This window comes from Streptomyces sp. NPDC020965 (genome assembly GCF_044333555.1).
Classification (GTDB): Bacteria; Actinomycetota; Actinomycetes; order Streptomycetales; family Streptomycetaceae; genus Streptomyces.
The window spans coordinates 205,663-220,090 of record NZ_JBIRRE010000002.1; the positions used below are offsets into that span (position 1 = coordinate 205,663).

The window sequence follows — 14,428 nt, forward strand, 5'->3', positions numbered from 1 at the left end:
GTCCGTTCTGCGATGCGGGCTGTCATGACATCAAGGGTGCGGTCTGGGTCGGTGGCGCACCATGAGGACGGTCTCCGTCTTGGGGCGGGGGTTTTCCCCACCATGGGGGTGGTGTGGGGCGGAGGGCGAGGCTGTGGCCGGCCGGGTCCGATCAAGCCGCGGACTGGGGCGAGGGAGGACTGGGCGAGGGAGGACTGGGGCGAGGGACACGCGAGACGCGAGAGAGGTACCGGCGCGTCGGGGGTTATGAGCCGCACCGGCGCGTTGGTGTCATGAGGCCCGCGGGCGCGCGTTGGTGCGTCGGCGTGGGCACTGCCCGGATACGGTACGGAATGAGGCCCGCGGGCGCGCGTTGGTGCGAGGTGGTGGCGGTCAGTGCTGAGCTGTGCGCTCCCGCCAGGGGACTTCCACCGTGACCGTCGTCGGTCCGCCCTGCGGTGACTCCAGGACGAACAGGCCGTCCACCGCGCCGAGCCGCTCCGCGAGTCCCGCCATCCCCGTACCGCCGTCGAGCCGTGCCCCGCCCATCCCGTCGTCGCTGACCTGGATCAGCAGCCGGTCCTTCATCCGCCACACCTCCACCGCCGCGCTCTTCGCCCGCGCGTGCTTGCTGATGTTCTGGAGCAGTTCGGAGACGGTGAAGTAGGCGATGCCCTCGATCGCCTGGGCCGGCCGCTCCGTCAGATCGACGGACACCCGCACCGGCGCCGTGCAGCGGGAGGCGATCGAGGAGAGCGCGGCGTTGAGTCCGCGGTCGGTGAGGATGGCGGGGTGGATGCCCCGGGCGAGGTCCCGCAGCTCCTGGAGGGCGAGCTTGACCTCGCCGTGGGCCTCGTCGACCATGACCGCCGCCGCGTCCGGGTCCTCCAGTAGCTTCTCCTTGGCCAGCCCCAGCCCCATGGCGAGGGCGACCAGTCGGGCCTGGGCGCCGTCGTGGAGGTCGCGCTCGATGCGTCGGAGGTCGGCGGCGGCGGTGTCGACCACGACCCCCCGGTCCGACTCCAGCTCGACGATGCGTCGCTCCAGTTCGCTGGAGGGCGAGAGCAGCGCGCGCGCCATGGCCCGGTCGACGTTGGTCAGTCCGCGCGCGATGTAGGGGAGAACCGGCCACAGCACGAACAGGCCGACCGCCATGATGGCGAACGTGGCCACGCCCCAGGGCAGTCGGACGAACGAGTACAGCACCGTCCGCCAGGCGACCGGATCCTTCAGGCTCGACCACAGCCAGGGGAAGAACCCCTCGCCCCGCCGCGCGGCGCGCAACGGACTCGGCTCGTCGATCCGCAGGCCGAGAAGGACCCGGGCCCGCCAGCGCTCCGACTTGCCGATCAGACGTGCGCCGGCCAGTCCGGCGGCGAGAAAGGGCAGGCCGACCACGGTCACGGACAGGCCCGCCCCCACGGAAATTGTGAACGCGACGTAAACAAAACCGATGATCGACACCGGCATATTGGCGAGAAGATGTGCGATCTCTTTCCAGGTGTGCCGGCCGAAGGCGAACCTCACGGGCGGCGGCCGATCGTCGTCGGACGCGCGGGGGGCGGTGTCGAAGGCGGATTCGCTCACGGTCATGGGTGCCAGCCTGCCCGGCCGATCCGTCGCGCGCCATGGGGTACCTGGGGGGATGGAAGTAGGGCTAACCCCACCCGATGCGTGACGCGGCTGCTTACCGTCCCCTTAGCAGGGCCTAGACTCCCGTGCGTACAGAACACAGATCGTCGAACAGATCGTCACCAGGATCTGCGAGGTCAGGGAGCGAGGGGCGGACGTGCCGGAACCCACCGTAGCCGTGCTCGCGGCGGATTACTTCGCCAGTTACTCGGTTGTCGGACTGCTTGCGGTGATCGGCGTGCTGTTCGTCGCCGTGGCCTTCGGGGCCGGGCGGCTGCTGCGGCCCGTCGTCCCCACGCCGGAGAAACTCCTGACGTACGAGTGCGGCGTCGACCCCGTCGGCGAGGGCTGGGCACACACCCAGGTCCGCTACTACGTCTACGGGTTTCTGTACGTGATCTTCGCCGTCGACTCGATCTTCCTCTTCCCGTGGGCGACCGTCTTCGCCGCCCCGGGATACGGCGCGACGACGCTCGTGGAGATGTTCATCTTCCTCGGCTTCCTGGCCGTGGGACTGCTCTACGCATGGAAGAAGGGCGTCCTGGCATGGACGTGACCCCGACACCGGAGTTCCTGCCCGAGCCGAAGCGGCTCGGCGTTCTCTCCCGGCTCGCCCCCGAGCCGATGAAGGTGGTCCTCAACTGGGGGCGCCGCTACAGCCTCTGGGTCTTCAACTTCGGGCTCGCCTGCTGCGCGATCGAGTTCATCGCCGCTTCGATGGCGCGCCACGACTTCATCAGGCTCGGGGTGATCCCCTTCGCCCCCGGCCCGCGCCAGGCGGACCTGATGATCGTCTCGGGCACGGTGACCGACAAGATGGCGCCCGCCGTCAAACGTCTGTACGAGCAGATGCCCGAGCCCAAGTACGTGATCTCCTTCGGCGCCTGCTCCAACTGCGGCGGCCCCTACTGGGACTCCTACTCGGTGACCAAGGGCGTCGACCAGATCATCCCTGTCGACGTCTACGTCCCGGGCTGCCCGCCGCGGCCCGAGGCGCTGCTCCAGGGAATCCTCAAGCTTCAGGAGAAGATCGCGCGCGAGTCGCTGGCCGAGCGGTACGGATCGGGCCGGGCCTCCGTGGGCGAACTGCGGAGCGGTCTGGTGACCCCGCCCGCCGAGTCCGCCGCGGCGGCCGGGGAGGGGAAGTGAGCGCGTACGACCGCCTCCCGGACGCCGTCACCGAGATCTTCGGCGCGGCGGCCACCGCCGAACACGCCTACGACCTCCTCACGGTCGACGTTCCGGCCGACTCCTGGATCACCGCGCTGGAGACCGCGCGGACCGAGTTGTCCTGCACTTACTTCGACTGGTTGAGCGCCGTCGACGAGCCGGGCACCGGCTTCCGGATCTGTGCGCACGTCGTCTCCCTGGCGGACGGCGGCGTCCGCCGACTGCTGGTGCGTACGACGGTGCCGCACGAGGCTCCCGTACTCCCCTCGGCCATCACGGTCTACAAGGGCGCGGGCTGGCACGAGCGGGAGACGCACGAGATGTTCGGCGTCACCTTCACCGGCCATCCGCACCTCGTACCACTGCTCCTCCCGGAGAACTTCGAAGGCCATCCGCTGCGGAAGGACTTCGTCCTGGCGGCCCGGGTCGCGAAGGCGTGGCCCGGCGCGAAGGAGCCGGGCGAGTCCGAGCACGGCGGTCCGAAGCGGCGCCAGATGCTGCCGCCGGGCGTTCCCGACCCGAACGACTGGGGGCCCCTCAAGGGGCAGCTCCCTCCCGCCCCGGCCCGGCCGGCCCGCACCCCGCGGGCGGCGGGCGCGGCAGGCGAGCGTCCTCCGCGTCGCGCCCGTACGGCGGGCGAGGGCTCGGCGAGCCAGTCCCCGGCCGCGCAGACCTCTGCCGCACAGGCCCCGACCGCGCAGACCCCGACCGCACAGCCCCCGGCCGTGCCGCCGCGTCGAACGCGCAGCGCCGCCGAAGGCTCCGCGAGTCAGTCACCGGCGACGGCCCCCGCCCCCGAGGCGGCTCCGACGCCCGAGGCCCCGGCTGTCCCGACGTCGGCCGACGCACCGCCCGCTCCACCCACCTCCGCGTCGGACGCTCCCTGGCACCAGGCCCGCCCCGCGTTCGGAGAGAAGGACGCGGGCGACGGCGGAAGCCAAGGCACGGACAAGGGCACGGGTCGCACGGGCCCCGCAAACTCGGACTCGGTTCCCGGTACGGGGTCGGGGAATGAGCCGGGCACGGACACGAGGCCGGTCGTCGACCGGAGTGCTCAGCCGGCGCCGCCGGCCACACCGCCCGCAGCCCCTGCGGCCGAGCCGGAACCGACCGTTCCCGACGCCGCAGCGGTCCCGGTGCCGCCGTCCCCCGCGGCCGGCCCGGAACCCACGCCGTCCGCCCCCGAGGTTGAGCCGGAACCGAAGCCGACATCGGAACCAGAGCCGAAGCCGGAACCGAAGCCGAGGCCAGAAGCAGAACCAACGCCAGAACCGCAGCCGGAGGCGAAACCGCAACCGGACCCCGACGCGGACCCCGACGCGGACGCGGATGCGTCCGCGCGGCCCCGGCGCGACGCGGCGGCGCAATCCCCGCCGCCCGGTTCCCCGCCCCCCGGCGCCGGCCCGACCGCACCCCCGACCACCCGGCCCCCGTCCGGGTCCACCGACGGACCCCAGGACGACCGGCCCACTGACAACGCCGGAGGCGACCCCGCGTGAACGACGCTCTCGACGTCGCCATCCGGCTGCTCGTCGTCTTCGCCGTGTTCCTCATCCTCCCCCTGGTCGTCGGGCAGGCCGAACACAAGGTGATGGCCCATATGCAGGGCCGCCTCGGCCCCATGTACGCGGGCGGTTTCCACGGCTGGGCGCAGCTCGTCGCGGACGGTGTGAAGTTCGCGCAGAAGGAGGACGTGGTCCCGGCCGGCGCCGACCGCCGCATCTTCCAGCTCGCTCCCGCCGTCGCCCTGCTCCCGTACCTCCTCGTCCTGGTCGCGATCCCGATCGGCCCGAGCGAGGGCGCGGTCGGCCAGGTCGTGGACGCGGGCATCTTCTTCGTGCTCGCGATCATGGGTGTCGGTGTCCTCGGCTCGCTCATGGCGGGCTGGGCATCGGCCAATAAGTTCTCCCTCCTCGGCGGTCTGCGGACCGCCGCCCAGCTACTGGCGTACGAGCTGCCGATGCTGCTCACCGCCGCCTCGGTCGCGATGGCGGCGGGTACCGTCTCGCTGCCCGGCATCCTGAACGCCTGGGAGTGGTGGTGGCTGCCCTGGCAGATCGTGGGCGCCCTGGTCTTCTTCGTCGCGGGGCTCGCCGAACTCCAGCGGCCCCCGTTCGATATGCCGGTCGCCGACTCCGAGATCATCTTCGGCGCGTACACCGAGTACACGGGGCTGCGGTTCGCGCTGTTCCTGCTCGCGGAGTACGCGGGCATCGTCGTGATCTGCGGTCTCACCACCGTCCTCTTCCTCGGGGGCTGGCACGGCCCGATGGGCGCCGACGGACTCGGCTGGGTCTGGACCCTGCTCAAGACGGGCGTACTCGCCTTCATCGTCATCTGGCTGCGGGTGAGCTACCCGCGCATGCGCGAGGACCAGTTGCAGAAGCTCGCCTGGACCGTCCTCATCCCGCTCGCCCTCGCCCAGATCGCTCTCACCGGCATCGTGAAGGTGGTGATCCAGTAATGTCGCCGATCCCGGGATCCGGCCTCGCCAAGGGCTTGGCCGTCACCCTCCGCACGATGACCAAGAAGACGGTCACCGCGCAGTACCCGGAGACCCAGCCCGACCTGCCGCCCCGTACCCGGGGCGTGATCGGGCTGTTCGAGGAGAACTGCACGGTCTGCATGCTCTGCGCCCGTGAGTGCCCCGACTGGTGCATCTACATCGACTCGCACAAGGAGACGGTCCCGGCCGCCGTCCCCGGTGGCCGGGAGCGCAGCCGTAACGTCCTCGACCGGTTCGCCATCGACTTCTCGCTCTGTATGTACTGCGGTATCTGCATCGAGGTCTGTCCTTTCGACGCGTTGTTCTGGTCGCCCGAGTTCGAGTACGCGGAGACGGACATCCGCGAACTCACCCACGAGCGGGACAAGCTCCGCGAGTGGATGTGGACGGTGCCCGCGCCACCCGCCCTCGATCCGGGCGCCGAGGAGCCGAAGGAGATCGCCGTGGCTCGCAAGGCGGCCGACAAGCTCGCCGCCGCTGAGGCCGCTGCCCGGGCCGAGACCGACCAGGCGGAGAACCAGGCCGAGACCGCCCCGCCGGCCGGCGAGGGAGGTCCGGCATGATGCTCGCCGCCACTCAGGGCTTCCTCTCACCGACCGGTGTCGAGATCGCCTTCCTGCTCGTCGGCCTCGCCACCCTCGGTGCGGCCGTCATGACCGTCACCACCAAACAACTGGTGCACGCCGCGCTCTGGCTGGTGGTGGCCCTCGGCGGGCTCGCCGTCGAGTACCTCCTGCTGACGGCGGAGTTCATCGCCTGGGTGCAGGTGCTGATCTACGTCGGTTCCGTGGTCGTCCTCCTGCTCTTCGGGTTGATGCTCACCAAGGCCCCGATAGGCCGTTCACCGGACGCGGACTCCGGCAATCGCTGGGTCGCCCTCGCGGTGGCCGTCACTGCCGCCGCCGCCCTGGTCTGGGTGGTCGTGGACGCCTTCCGCACCACCTGGATCGATCTGGACGGGCCCGCCCAGGGCTCCACCGATGTGATCGGCTCGATCCTCTTCCGGCACTGGGTGCTGCCCTTCGAGGCGCTCTCGGTCCTCCTGCTCTCCGCGCTGGTCGGCGCGATCGTCCTGTCCCGTAAGCGCGGCGCGGACTCCGGCGCGGACTCCGCGAAGGGCTCTGCCAGGGACTCCGCGAAGGGTTCTGGCACGGACTCCGCCCAGGGCCGCGGTGCGGACCCCGCGACGGACCCCGAGGGGAAGAGCTGATGCATCTCGCCTATCCCGCCGTCCTCTCCGTCCTCCTCTTCTGCGTCGGCATCTACGGTGTGCTCGCCCGGCGCAACGCGATCCTGGTCCTGATGTCCGTCGAGCTGATGCTCAACGCGGTCAACCTCAACCTCGTCGCCTTCGACGTCTGGCTCCGCGACGCCCTCCACTCCGGCCAGGCGCTCACTCTCTTCACCATCGCCATCGCCGCCGCCGAGATCGGCATCGGTCTGGCCATCGTGCTGATGGTCTACCGCAACCGCGGCACCTCGGACGTGGACCGGCTCCGCGACACCGCCGAAGGCCCCGACGGCACCCCCGACGACCCCGACACGACCGCCGCGGTACTGCGGGCGCAGAAGGCTGAGGCCACCGCGTGACCACGACGACCCTCGCCGTCCTCGTACCTCTCCTTCCGTTCCTGGGCGCGGTCGCCGGACTGCTGCTCGGCAGGACCGCCCCCGGCCTCGTCCGCCCCCTGGCCGTCCTGCCGACCCTGACCGCCGCCGTCATCGCGGTCGTCGTCGCCGTGCGCCAGGGCGGCGGGAAGCCGATCGACGCCGCCACCCAGCTCACCCCGACCGGCTCGGTCCCCATCGACCTCGCCCTGCGCCTGGACGGCTTCGCCGTCCTCGTCGCCGTCCTCGTCGGGGTCGTCGCGACCTGTGTGCAGATCTATTCGACGGCCTATCTGCGCGACGACCCGCGCTACCCGTCGTACGCCGCTCTCGTCTCCCTCTTCACCTCCGCGATGCTGCTGGTCGTCTACTCCGGCGACCTGATGGTGCTCCTGGTCGGCTGGGAGATCATGGGCATCTGCTCGTACTTCCTGGTGGGCCACTACTGGGAGACGGCCGAGGCGCGTGCCGCCTCCCTGAAGGCGTTCCTGGTCACCAAGCTCGGCGACGTCCCCTTCCTGATCGGTCTGTTCGCGCTCGCCACCGACGCCGGGACCTTCCGGATCACCGGAATCCTCGACGCCGTCGCCGCGGGCTCCCTCGATCACCCGACCCTGGTGGCGCTGCTCCTCCTCGCCGGTGTGGCGGGCAAGTCGGCGCAGTTCCCGCTCCACACCTGGCTGCCCGATGCGATGGCGGGCCCCACGCCCGTCTCCGCGCTGATCCACGCCGCGACGATGGTCGCGGCCGGCATCTACTTCGTGGCCCGGCTCCTCCCCGTCTTCGCCGCCTCCGCGGCGGCGCTCGTCGTGCTCGCCGTGATGGCCGCGATCACCATGATCGGATCGGGGCTCGCGGCCCTCGCCCAGGACGACATCAAACGGGTCCTCGCCTACTCGACCATCGGCCAGCTCGGCTATCTGGCGGGCGCCCTCGCGGTCGGTGACCGTGGGGCCGCCGTCTTCCACCTCCTCTCGCACGGCGCGTTCAAGGCCCTGCTCTTCCTCGCCGCGGGCGTGGTCATCCACGCGGCCGGCACCAACTCGCTGGCAGCCATGGACCGGATGGGCGGGCTGGCCAAGCGCATTCCCGACGCGTACTGGACGATGACCGTCGCCCTGTTCGCGCTCGCCGCCATCCCTCCCTTCGCCGGGTTCTTCTCCAAGGAGGCCGTGCTGGTCGCCGCCGAGCACACCGCGCTCGGCGAGTCCGGCATCGCCCCCGTCGCGGCGGGCTGGATCGTGCTGATCGCCGGTCTGCTGGCCGCCCTCCTCACCGCCGCGTACGCGACCCGGTTGTGGCTGCTGGTCTTCCGGGGCCGGGGCGCCGAGGCCCCCGACCACGGCCGTGAACCCCTCGCCATGACCTCAGTGCTCTGGGTGCTCGCCATCCCCTCCCTTGGCTTCGGCATGACTTACGGCTACCTCGACGACTGGTTCGACGGCCACAGCCTCGCGCCCACCGTCACCACCGCCGTCCTCGGCACCGGTGTCGCCCTCGCGGGCGGACTGATCACCTACGGCGCGTGGCGCACGCTGGGCCGCCGCCCGGCCGCGCAGGTCGCCGCGCCGCCGGTCGCCGCCGTCGCCGCCCACCCGGGCGCCGCGCCGTCGGTGGCCGAGGCCGAAGCGGTGGCGACCCACACCGCCGCCTACGGCGATATCGCGTCCGCCCCCAACCCGGCCGACCCCGGCCGGGTCCTCCTCGGCCCACTGCACCGCCACGCGGCCTCCGGATTCCACCTGGACGCCGTCTACCACGCGCTGTTCGTGCGTCCGGTGCGCGCCGGGGCCGAACTGGTCCGCTTCCTCGACCGCGAGGTCGTGGACACCTACGTACGCGGCGCCGGCACCGGCAGCAACTGGCTGGGCGTACTCGTCCGGCGCGCCCAGACCGGCAATGTGCAGACCTACCTGAGCGCGCTGCTGGCCGGCTCCGTCGTCCTGGTGATCGCCGCCGTCGTCCTTTCCACCGTCAACGCGGGATCGTGAGCCGTGATCGATATCAGCGAGTCCGTGATGCAGTTCCTTCTCGCGTTCATCGTCGCCGGCCCGCTCCTCGGAGCCGCCGCCGCGCTGCTGCCCGCCCCGCCCGGACTGCGCGGGACCGGCCCCGACCAGGCGGTCCTGCGCCACGGCGTGACCGTCACCGGCGTCGTCCTGGCCGCCGCGATCGCCCTGCTCATCGGCTTCGACCACGACCAGCCGTCGAGGATGCAGGCCACGACGGACATCAGTTGGATCCCCGCGCTCGACGTGCGGATCCACCTCGGTGTCGACGGCATTTCCCTCCCCCTCCTGGTCCTGACCGCGCTGCTGACCTTCCTCTGCGCGCTCTACAGCTACTTCAAGCCCCCCACGGGCCCCTCCGCCAAGGCGTTCGTCGCCCTGGTGCTGGTGCTCGAATCGGGGACGCTGGCGACGTTCGCCGTCCTCGACCTGCTGCTCTTCTTCCTGGCGTTCGAGATGGTGCTCATCCCGATGTACTTCCTCATCGCCCGCTGGGGCGGTGAGGCGCGGCAGCCCGCCGCCTGGAAGTTCATCCTCTACACCCTGCTCGGTTCCGTGATCATGCTGCTCGGCCTGCTGCTGATCGGCCTGCAGAGCGGCACTTTCGACATGGTGGCACTCGCCACTGACAACGGCCGGGGGCTGACCGCGTCCACGCAGGTCATCGCCGTTCTGGCGATCGGTGTCGGCCTCGCCGTGAAGACGCCGATGTGGCCGGTGCACAGTTGGCTCCCGGACGCGCACACCGCCGCGCCGACCGTCGGCTCCGTCCTGCTGGCCGGCGTCATGCTGAAGATGGGTACCTACGGGTTCGTCCGTATCCTCCTCCCGATCGCCCCGGACGGGATGCGGACCTTCGCGCCCTACCTCGCGGCCTTCGCGGTCGTCGGCATCATCTACGGATCCCTCGCCTGTCTGGCCCTCGTCAGGGAAGGCGCGGGGGGCGACCTCAAGCGGCTGATCGCGTACTCCTCCGTCGGACACATGGGCTTCGTCCTGCTCGGCATCGCGACGATGACCCCCACCGGCGTGAACGGCGCACTCTTCGCTAACATCGCCCACGGCCTCATCACCGGCCTGCTGTTCTTCCTGGTCGGAGCCTTGAAGGACCGCTACGGCACCGCCGACCTCGACACCCTCGCAGGCGCCACGGGCGCCGCTCTCTACGGCCACGCGCCCCGGCTCGGCGCCCTGCTCGCCTTCGCCGCCGTCGCCTCCCTCGGACTGCCCGGCCTGGCCGGATTCTGGGGCGAGATGCTGGCGCTGTTCGGCGCCTTCGACCCGGCGCCCGGTCTGAACCGTCCCGCCTTCCTCGTCTTCATGGCGATCGGAGGCGTCGGCACCCTGCTCACCGCCGCCTACCTCCTGATCGTCGTACGGCGGGTCTGCATGGGCGTGCCGCGTCCCGCTGGAGGGGGCGCCGGGCGGGAGACGGAGCCGTTCGCCGATGTCCAGAAGTACGAGCTGGCCACCTGGAGCCCGCTCGTCGCCCTCACCGTCCTCGCCGGACTGTGGCCCGCGGTCCTCCTCGGCCTCACCGACCCGGCCGTGCAGAAGCTCCTCGCGGGAGGCAAGTCGTGACCGTGGCAACCGGAAGCACCGTGGCCGTCGACGGCGGCACGGCGCTGGACAGCGCGGTGGCGGCCGGCGGGATTGCCTTCGACGGCGCCGCGGGGATCACCACCGCCTCCGGCGTGACCAGCCTCGTCCAGTCGGTCGACTGGCTGGCCATCGCGCCGCCGACCATCGCCGCGGCCGTCGCGCTGCTCGTCCTGGTCGCCGATCTGTTCGTCCCCGAGAAGCACAAGCGGCTGCTGGGCGTCGGCGCGATCACCGGTCTGGTCGTCGCGATCCTCGCCCTCGTACCACTGCGCTCGGGCGACCGCGAGACATTCTGTCTGCGCACCGACGCAAACACCTGTAGCTACACCGCGGACCACTTCACCCTGGCGATCCAGCTTCTGGTGCTCGGTGGCGCGCTGCTGACCGCGCTCCTCTCCCTGCACGAGACGCGGAACAGACTCCCGGCCGGGGAGTTCTGGTTCCTGCTGCTCTCCTCGGCGGCCGGGGCCGCCCTGCTGCCCGCCTCGCGGGACCTCGCCACCCTCGTCGTCGCCCTCGAAGTGGCTTCGCTTCCCGCTTTCGCGCTCGTGGGCCTCCGGCGCGGCGACCGTCTCTCCAGCGAGGCGGCGCTGAAGTTCTTCCTCTCCTCCGTCACCGCGACGGCCGTGACCCTGCTCGGCGTCAGTTTCGTGTACGCGACGACCGGCACCCTGCACCTCACCCGGATCGCGGCCGAGATGGGTACGGTCCCCGGCCAACTGGAGACCCTCGCCAGACTGGGCGTCGCGCTGACTCTCATCGGCTTCGCCTTCAAGACGGCCGCCGTCCCCTTCCACTTCTGGGTTCCCGACACCTATGTGGGCGCACCGCTGCCCATCGCCGGCTATCTGTCCGTCGTCGGGAAGGCGGTCGGATTCTCCGGCCTCATCCTGGTGACCGTCATCGCCTTCCCCGGGTACGCCGATGTCTGGGGCCCGGTCATCGCCGTACTGGCGGCACTGACCATGACCGCGGGCAATGTCGCGGCCCTGCGCCAGTCCACCACCCGCGCGTGGAGCGCGGTACGGCTGCTCGCCTGGTCCTCGGTGGGGCAGGCGGGCTACATCCTGGTGCCGATCGCCGCCGCCGCGTACTCCAGCGACGACCAGATCGGCGCGACCGTCGCGTACGCCCTCATGTACGCCGTGGTGAACCTGGGCGCCTTCGCGGTGGTGGCCCTCGTCGCCCGGACCCGGCCGCTGAACCGGATCTCAGACTTCCGGGGCCTGTACGCCACCCATCCGGTCACCGCCCTCACCATGGGGTTCTTCCTGCTCTGCCTGGCCGGGCTGCCGCCGGGCATCATCGGGCTCTTCGCCAAGGTGACCGTCTTCTCGTCGGCCGTCGACGCCGGGCTCGGCTGGCTGGCCGTCGTCATGGCCATCAACGTGGTGATCGCGCTCTACTACTACCTGCGGTGGACGGCGATCCTCTTCCGCAGCCCGGAGACCGCCCCGGCATCGACCCTGGAGAGCACCCAGGACACCGCGTCGGAAGCAGCCCCGGAGACCGCCCAGGAGGCCGTTGTGGCGGTCCGCCCGCCCCACGGGCGGACCCCCGTCGCCGTCACCCTGGCCATCGTCCTGACCGCCTCAGCCGCGGTCGTTCTCTCCGGCTATCCGCAACTGGTTCTCCGCTTCGCGGCCACCAGCCTGTTCTGAGCGTCACCCGTACGGCCGAGCCCGAGGCCCGGAGCACAAGGGAACTAGCGTCCTTCGCCTGGCGTTGACCAGTACAGAAGGGTCCACTGAACAGTGGAGCAACACCACGCAAAGGGTTCCCCTGCCGCACCACTTGGAGGGCGTACCGTGCACCGCCGGCACAACGGGCTGAAGACCGCCGTACTCCTCGGGGGACTGTCCGCACTCATCCTCGTCATCGGTAGTTTCTTCGGCCGTACGGGGCTGGTCGTGGCGTTCCTCGTGGCGCTCGGCACCAACGCGTACGCCTACTGGAACAGCGACAAGCTGGCGCTGCGGGCCATGCGGGCGCGTCCGGTGAGCGAGTTCGAGGCCCCCGGGCTCTACCGCATCGTCCGGGAGCTGTCCACGGCCGCCCGCCAGCCGATGCCACGCCTGTACATCTCGCCGACCCAGGCACCCAATGCCTTCGCCACCGGGCGCAATCCGCGCAACGCCGCGGTCTGCTGCACCGAGGGAATCCTCCAGATACTCGACGAGCGCGAGCTGCGCGGTGTCATCGGCCACGAGCTGTCGCATGTCTACAACCGGGACATCCTGATCTCGTCGGTCGCGGGAGCCCTCGCGTCGGTGGTGATGTTCCTGGTGAATTTCGCCTGGCTGATCCCGTTCGGCCGGTCCGACGACGACGGACCGGGACTCGCCGGGATGCTCATGATCATGATTCTGGGTCCGGTCGCGGCGGCCATCATCCAGCTCGCCGTCAGCCGCTCCCGGGAGTACGAGGCGGACGCTTCCGGCGCCCAGCTCACCGGCGACCCGCTGGCCCTCGCGAGCGCACTGCGCAAGCTCGAAGCCGGCACGAAGCAGTTGCCGCTGCCCGCCGAGCCCCGGTTGGAGACCGCGAGCCACATGATGATCGTGAATCCCTTCCGGCCGGGTAGGAGCATCTCCAAGATGTTCTCCACACACCCACCCATGGCGGAACGCATCGCCCGACTCGAACAGATGGCAGGTCGTCGCCCATGAAGACAATTCTGAACGTCATATGGCTCGTCCTGTGCGGCTTCTGGATGTTCCTGGGCTACATGCTCGCGGGCGTCCTGCTCTGCATCACGATCATCGGCATACCCTTCGGCCTCGCGGCGTTCCGCATAGGTGTCTACGCCCTCTGGCCCTTCGGGTACACGGTGGTCGACCGCCGGGACTCCGGTGCGCCCTCGTGCATCGGCAACGTCCTCTGGTTGATCCTCGCCGGCTGGTGGCTCGCCCTCGGGCACATCGTCACCGGAGTCGTCCTGTGCGTCACCATCATCGGCATCCCGCTGGGCATCGCGAACTTCAAGCTGATCCCGGTCTCCCTGATGCCGCTGGGCAAGGAGATCGTCCCCTCGGACCAGCCCTTCGCCACCCGCTGACCCGCGAGACGTACTGACTCGCTGACCTGCCGCCGTACGAGGCCCGCGAGCCGCACGAGCCGCACGAGCCCGCACGAGCCGCACGAGCCCGCACGAGGCCCGCGAGCCGCCCGAGCCGCGCTGACCTGGTCACCCGCTGCCCCTGCACCACGCGTAACCGGCACGACGGGTGAGACGAGGTTGACTCAGCGCGTGTTGAAGGGCGGGTAACGCGCTCCCGCCGGGGGGCCGAGTCCGGGACGAGACCCGCGTCACGCGGGCCGGCTGTCAGTGCCGTGGTCCACCATGAGCGCATGAACGAGATCGAGCAGTTGCTGGACCGGGTGGCCGCCAAGGCGCGGGAGACCCGTCCGTGGGGCTGGGACTCGCTCCCCGAGCCGGTGGGCGCGGAGACCGTCGCCCGCGCCGAGGCCATGCTCGGCTTCCGGCTGCCCCCGCTGCTCGCCGCCCTCTACTCCCGGGTGGGCGACGGCGGCTTCGGCCCGGAGTACGGTCTGCTGCCCCTGCTGGACGGACCGCCCCGGGGCGAGCCCGCGGCCGTCGAGCAGTACCTCGCCAACCGGGGGAGCGGCGAGAAGGATCCCGACTGGCCCTGGCCCGCCGGAGTGCTGCCGATATCCCACTGGGGCTGTGGGATGTACGCCTGCGTGGACTGCCACAGCGCGGATGCCACGGTCCTGCTGTTCGAGCCGAACGCAGGCGAAGCGGCACACGCCTGGTACGTGGACGCGCCCTCCCTCCCCGACTGGCTGCGGGGCTGGCTCGACGGCACCGGCTGGTACGAGGAGAGCAACGGCGAGACCGAGCCCGCGCCCTGGCCCGACTTCACGGCCCGGACCGCCCCCCGCTGACGTCGCGCCGCTC

At 70.8% G+C, this 14,428-nt stretch carries 14 protein-coding genes; 13 read left to right on the forward strand and 1 reads right to left on the reverse strand.

The genetic code is table 11. The features are described from left to right. Positions 1 to 372: 372 nt before the first annotated feature. On the reverse strand, positions 373 to 1,572 hold the full coding sequence (locus tag ACH4S7_RS07760) for a sensor histidine kinase (protein WP_398520224.1): 1,200 nt from the start codon (positions 1,570 to 1,572) through the stop codon (positions 373 to 375). 196 nt (positions 1,573 to 1,768) lie between these two features. On the opposite strand from ACH4S7_RS07760, the gene ACH4S7_RS07765 reads away from it, so the two are divergent. The 13 genes from ACH4S7_RS07765 (at position 1,769) to ACH4S7_RS07825 (ending at position 14,415) form a co-directional block, all read left to right on the forward strand. Continuing rightward, positions 1,769 to 2,167 (forward strand): NADH-quinone oxidoreductase subunit A, encoded by a 399-nt coding sequence (locus ACH4S7_RS07765; RefSeq protein WP_398520225.1) that lies wholly within the window; start codon positions 1,769 to 1,771, stop codon positions 2,165 to 2,167. Further along, entirely contained in the window at positions 2,158 to 2,760 is a 603-nt protein-coding gene (locus ACH4S7_RS07770; protein WP_398520226.1) for an NADH-quinone oxidoreductase subunit B, read from the forward strand. Before ACH4S7_RS07765 ends, ACH4S7_RS07770 begins: the two co-directional genes overlap by 10 nt. Next, positions 2,757 to 4,280, forward strand: coding sequence for an NADH-quinone oxidoreductase subunit C (locus tag ACH4S7_RS07775; protein ID WP_398520227.1), 1,524 nt, complete (start codon positions 2,757 to 2,759; stop codon positions 4,278 to 4,280). The genes ACH4S7_RS07770 and ACH4S7_RS07775 overlap by 4 nt, the downstream gene beginning before the upstream one ends. Next, on the forward strand, positions 4,277 to 5,245 hold the full coding sequence (locus ACH4S7_RS07780; RefSeq protein WP_398520228.1) for an NADH-quinone oxidoreductase subunit H: 969 nt from the start codon (positions 4,277 to 4,279) through the stop codon (positions 5,243 to 5,245). The genes ACH4S7_RS07775 and ACH4S7_RS07780 overlap by 4 nt, the downstream gene beginning before the upstream one ends. Next, a complete protein-coding gene (locus tag ACH4S7_RS07785; RefSeq protein ID WP_398520229.1) occupies positions 5,245 to 5,850 on the forward strand; it encodes a NuoI/complex I 23 kDa subunit family protein in 606 nt (201 codons plus the stop codon). Before ACH4S7_RS07780 ends, ACH4S7_RS07785 begins: the two co-directional genes overlap by 1 nt. Further along, positions 5,847 to 6,497, forward strand: coding sequence for an NADH-quinone oxidoreductase subunit J (locus tag ACH4S7_RS07790; RefSeq protein ID WP_398520230.1), 651 nt, complete (start codon positions 5,847 to 5,849; stop codon positions 6,495 to 6,497). The genes ACH4S7_RS07785 and ACH4S7_RS07790 overlap by 4 nt, the downstream gene beginning before the upstream one ends. Continuing rightward, a complete protein-coding gene (gene nuoK, locus ACH4S7_RS07795) occupies positions 6,497 to 6,877 on the forward strand; it encodes an NADH-quinone oxidoreductase subunit NuoK (protein WP_398520231.1) in 381 nt (126 codons plus the stop codon). The genes ACH4S7_RS07790 and nuoK overlap by 1 nt, the downstream gene beginning before the upstream one ends. Continuing rightward, the gene (locus ACH4S7_RS07800; RefSeq protein ID WP_398520232.1) at positions 6,874 to 8,886 is read left to right on the forward strand and encodes an NADH-quinone oxidoreductase subunit L; all 2,013 of its coding nucleotides are present in this window, start codon (positions 6,874 to 6,876) and stop codon (positions 8,884 to 8,886) included. The genes nuoK and ACH4S7_RS07800 overlap by 4 nt, the downstream gene beginning before the upstream one ends. A 3-nt stretch (positions 8,887 to 8,889) precedes the next feature. Then, on the forward strand, positions 8,890 to 10,485 hold the full coding sequence (locus tag ACH4S7_RS07805) for a NuoM family protein (protein WP_398520233.1): 1,596 nt from the start codon (positions 8,890 to 8,892) through the stop codon (positions 10,483 to 10,485). 71 nt (positions 10,486 to 10,556) lie between these two features. Next, positions 10,557 to 12,167 (forward strand): NADH-quinone oxidoreductase subunit N, encoded by a 1,611-nt coding sequence (locus tag ACH4S7_RS07810; protein WP_398520698.1) that lies wholly within the window; start codon positions 10,557 to 10,559, stop codon positions 12,165 to 12,167. A 147-nt stretch (positions 12,168 to 12,314) separates the two neighbouring features. After that, a complete protein-coding gene (htpX, locus tag ACH4S7_RS07815; RefSeq protein WP_398520234.1) occupies positions 12,315 to 13,175 on the forward strand; it encodes a zinc metalloprotease HtpX in 861 nt (286 codons plus the stop codon). Further along, positions 13,172 to 13,564 (forward strand): YccF domain-containing protein, encoded by a 393-nt coding sequence (locus ACH4S7_RS07820; protein ID WP_398520235.1) that lies wholly within the window; start codon positions 13,172 to 13,174, stop codon positions 13,562 to 13,564. Before htpX ends, ACH4S7_RS07820 begins: the two co-directional genes overlap by 4 nt. A 293-nt stretch (positions 13,565 to 13,857) precedes the next feature. Continuing rightward, a complete protein-coding gene (locus ACH4S7_RS07825; protein ID WP_398520236.1) occupies positions 13,858 to 14,415 on the forward strand; it encodes an SMI1/KNR4 family protein in 558 nt (185 codons plus the stop codon). Positions 14,416 to 14,428: the final 13 nt, after the last annotated feature.

Excerpts from the sequence above, each read along its gene's own strand:
- ACH4S7_RS07760 (WP_398520224.1), bottom strand. The coding sequence starts at position 1,572 with ATGACCGTGAGCGAATCCGCCTTCGACACCGCCCCCCGCGCGTCCGAC.
- ACH4S7_RS07770 (WP_398520226.1), top strand. The coding sequence starts at position 2,158 with ATGGACGTGACCCCGACACCGGAGTTCCTGCCCGAGCCGAAGCGGCTC.
- ACH4S7_RS07785 (WP_398520229.1), top strand. The coding sequence starts at position 5,245 with ATGTCGCCGATCCCGGGATCCGGCCTCGCCAAGGGCTTGGCCGTCACC.
- ACH4S7_RS07790 (WP_398520230.1), top strand. The coding sequence starts at position 5,847 with ATGATGCTCGCCGCCACTCAGGGCTTCCTCTCACCGACCGGTGTCGAG.
- nuoK (WP_398520231.1), top strand. The coding sequence starts at position 6,497 with ATGCATCTCGCCTATCCCGCCGTCCTCTCCGTCCTCCTCTTCTGCGTC.
- ACH4S7_RS07820 (WP_398520235.1), top strand. The coding sequence starts at position 13,172 with ATGAAGACAATTCTGAACGTCATATGGCTCGTCCTGTGCGGCTTCTGG.
- ACH4S7_RS07825 (WP_398520236.1), top strand. The coding sequence starts at position 13,858 with ATGAACGAGATCGAGCAGTTGCTGGACCGGGTGGCCGCCAAGGCGCGG.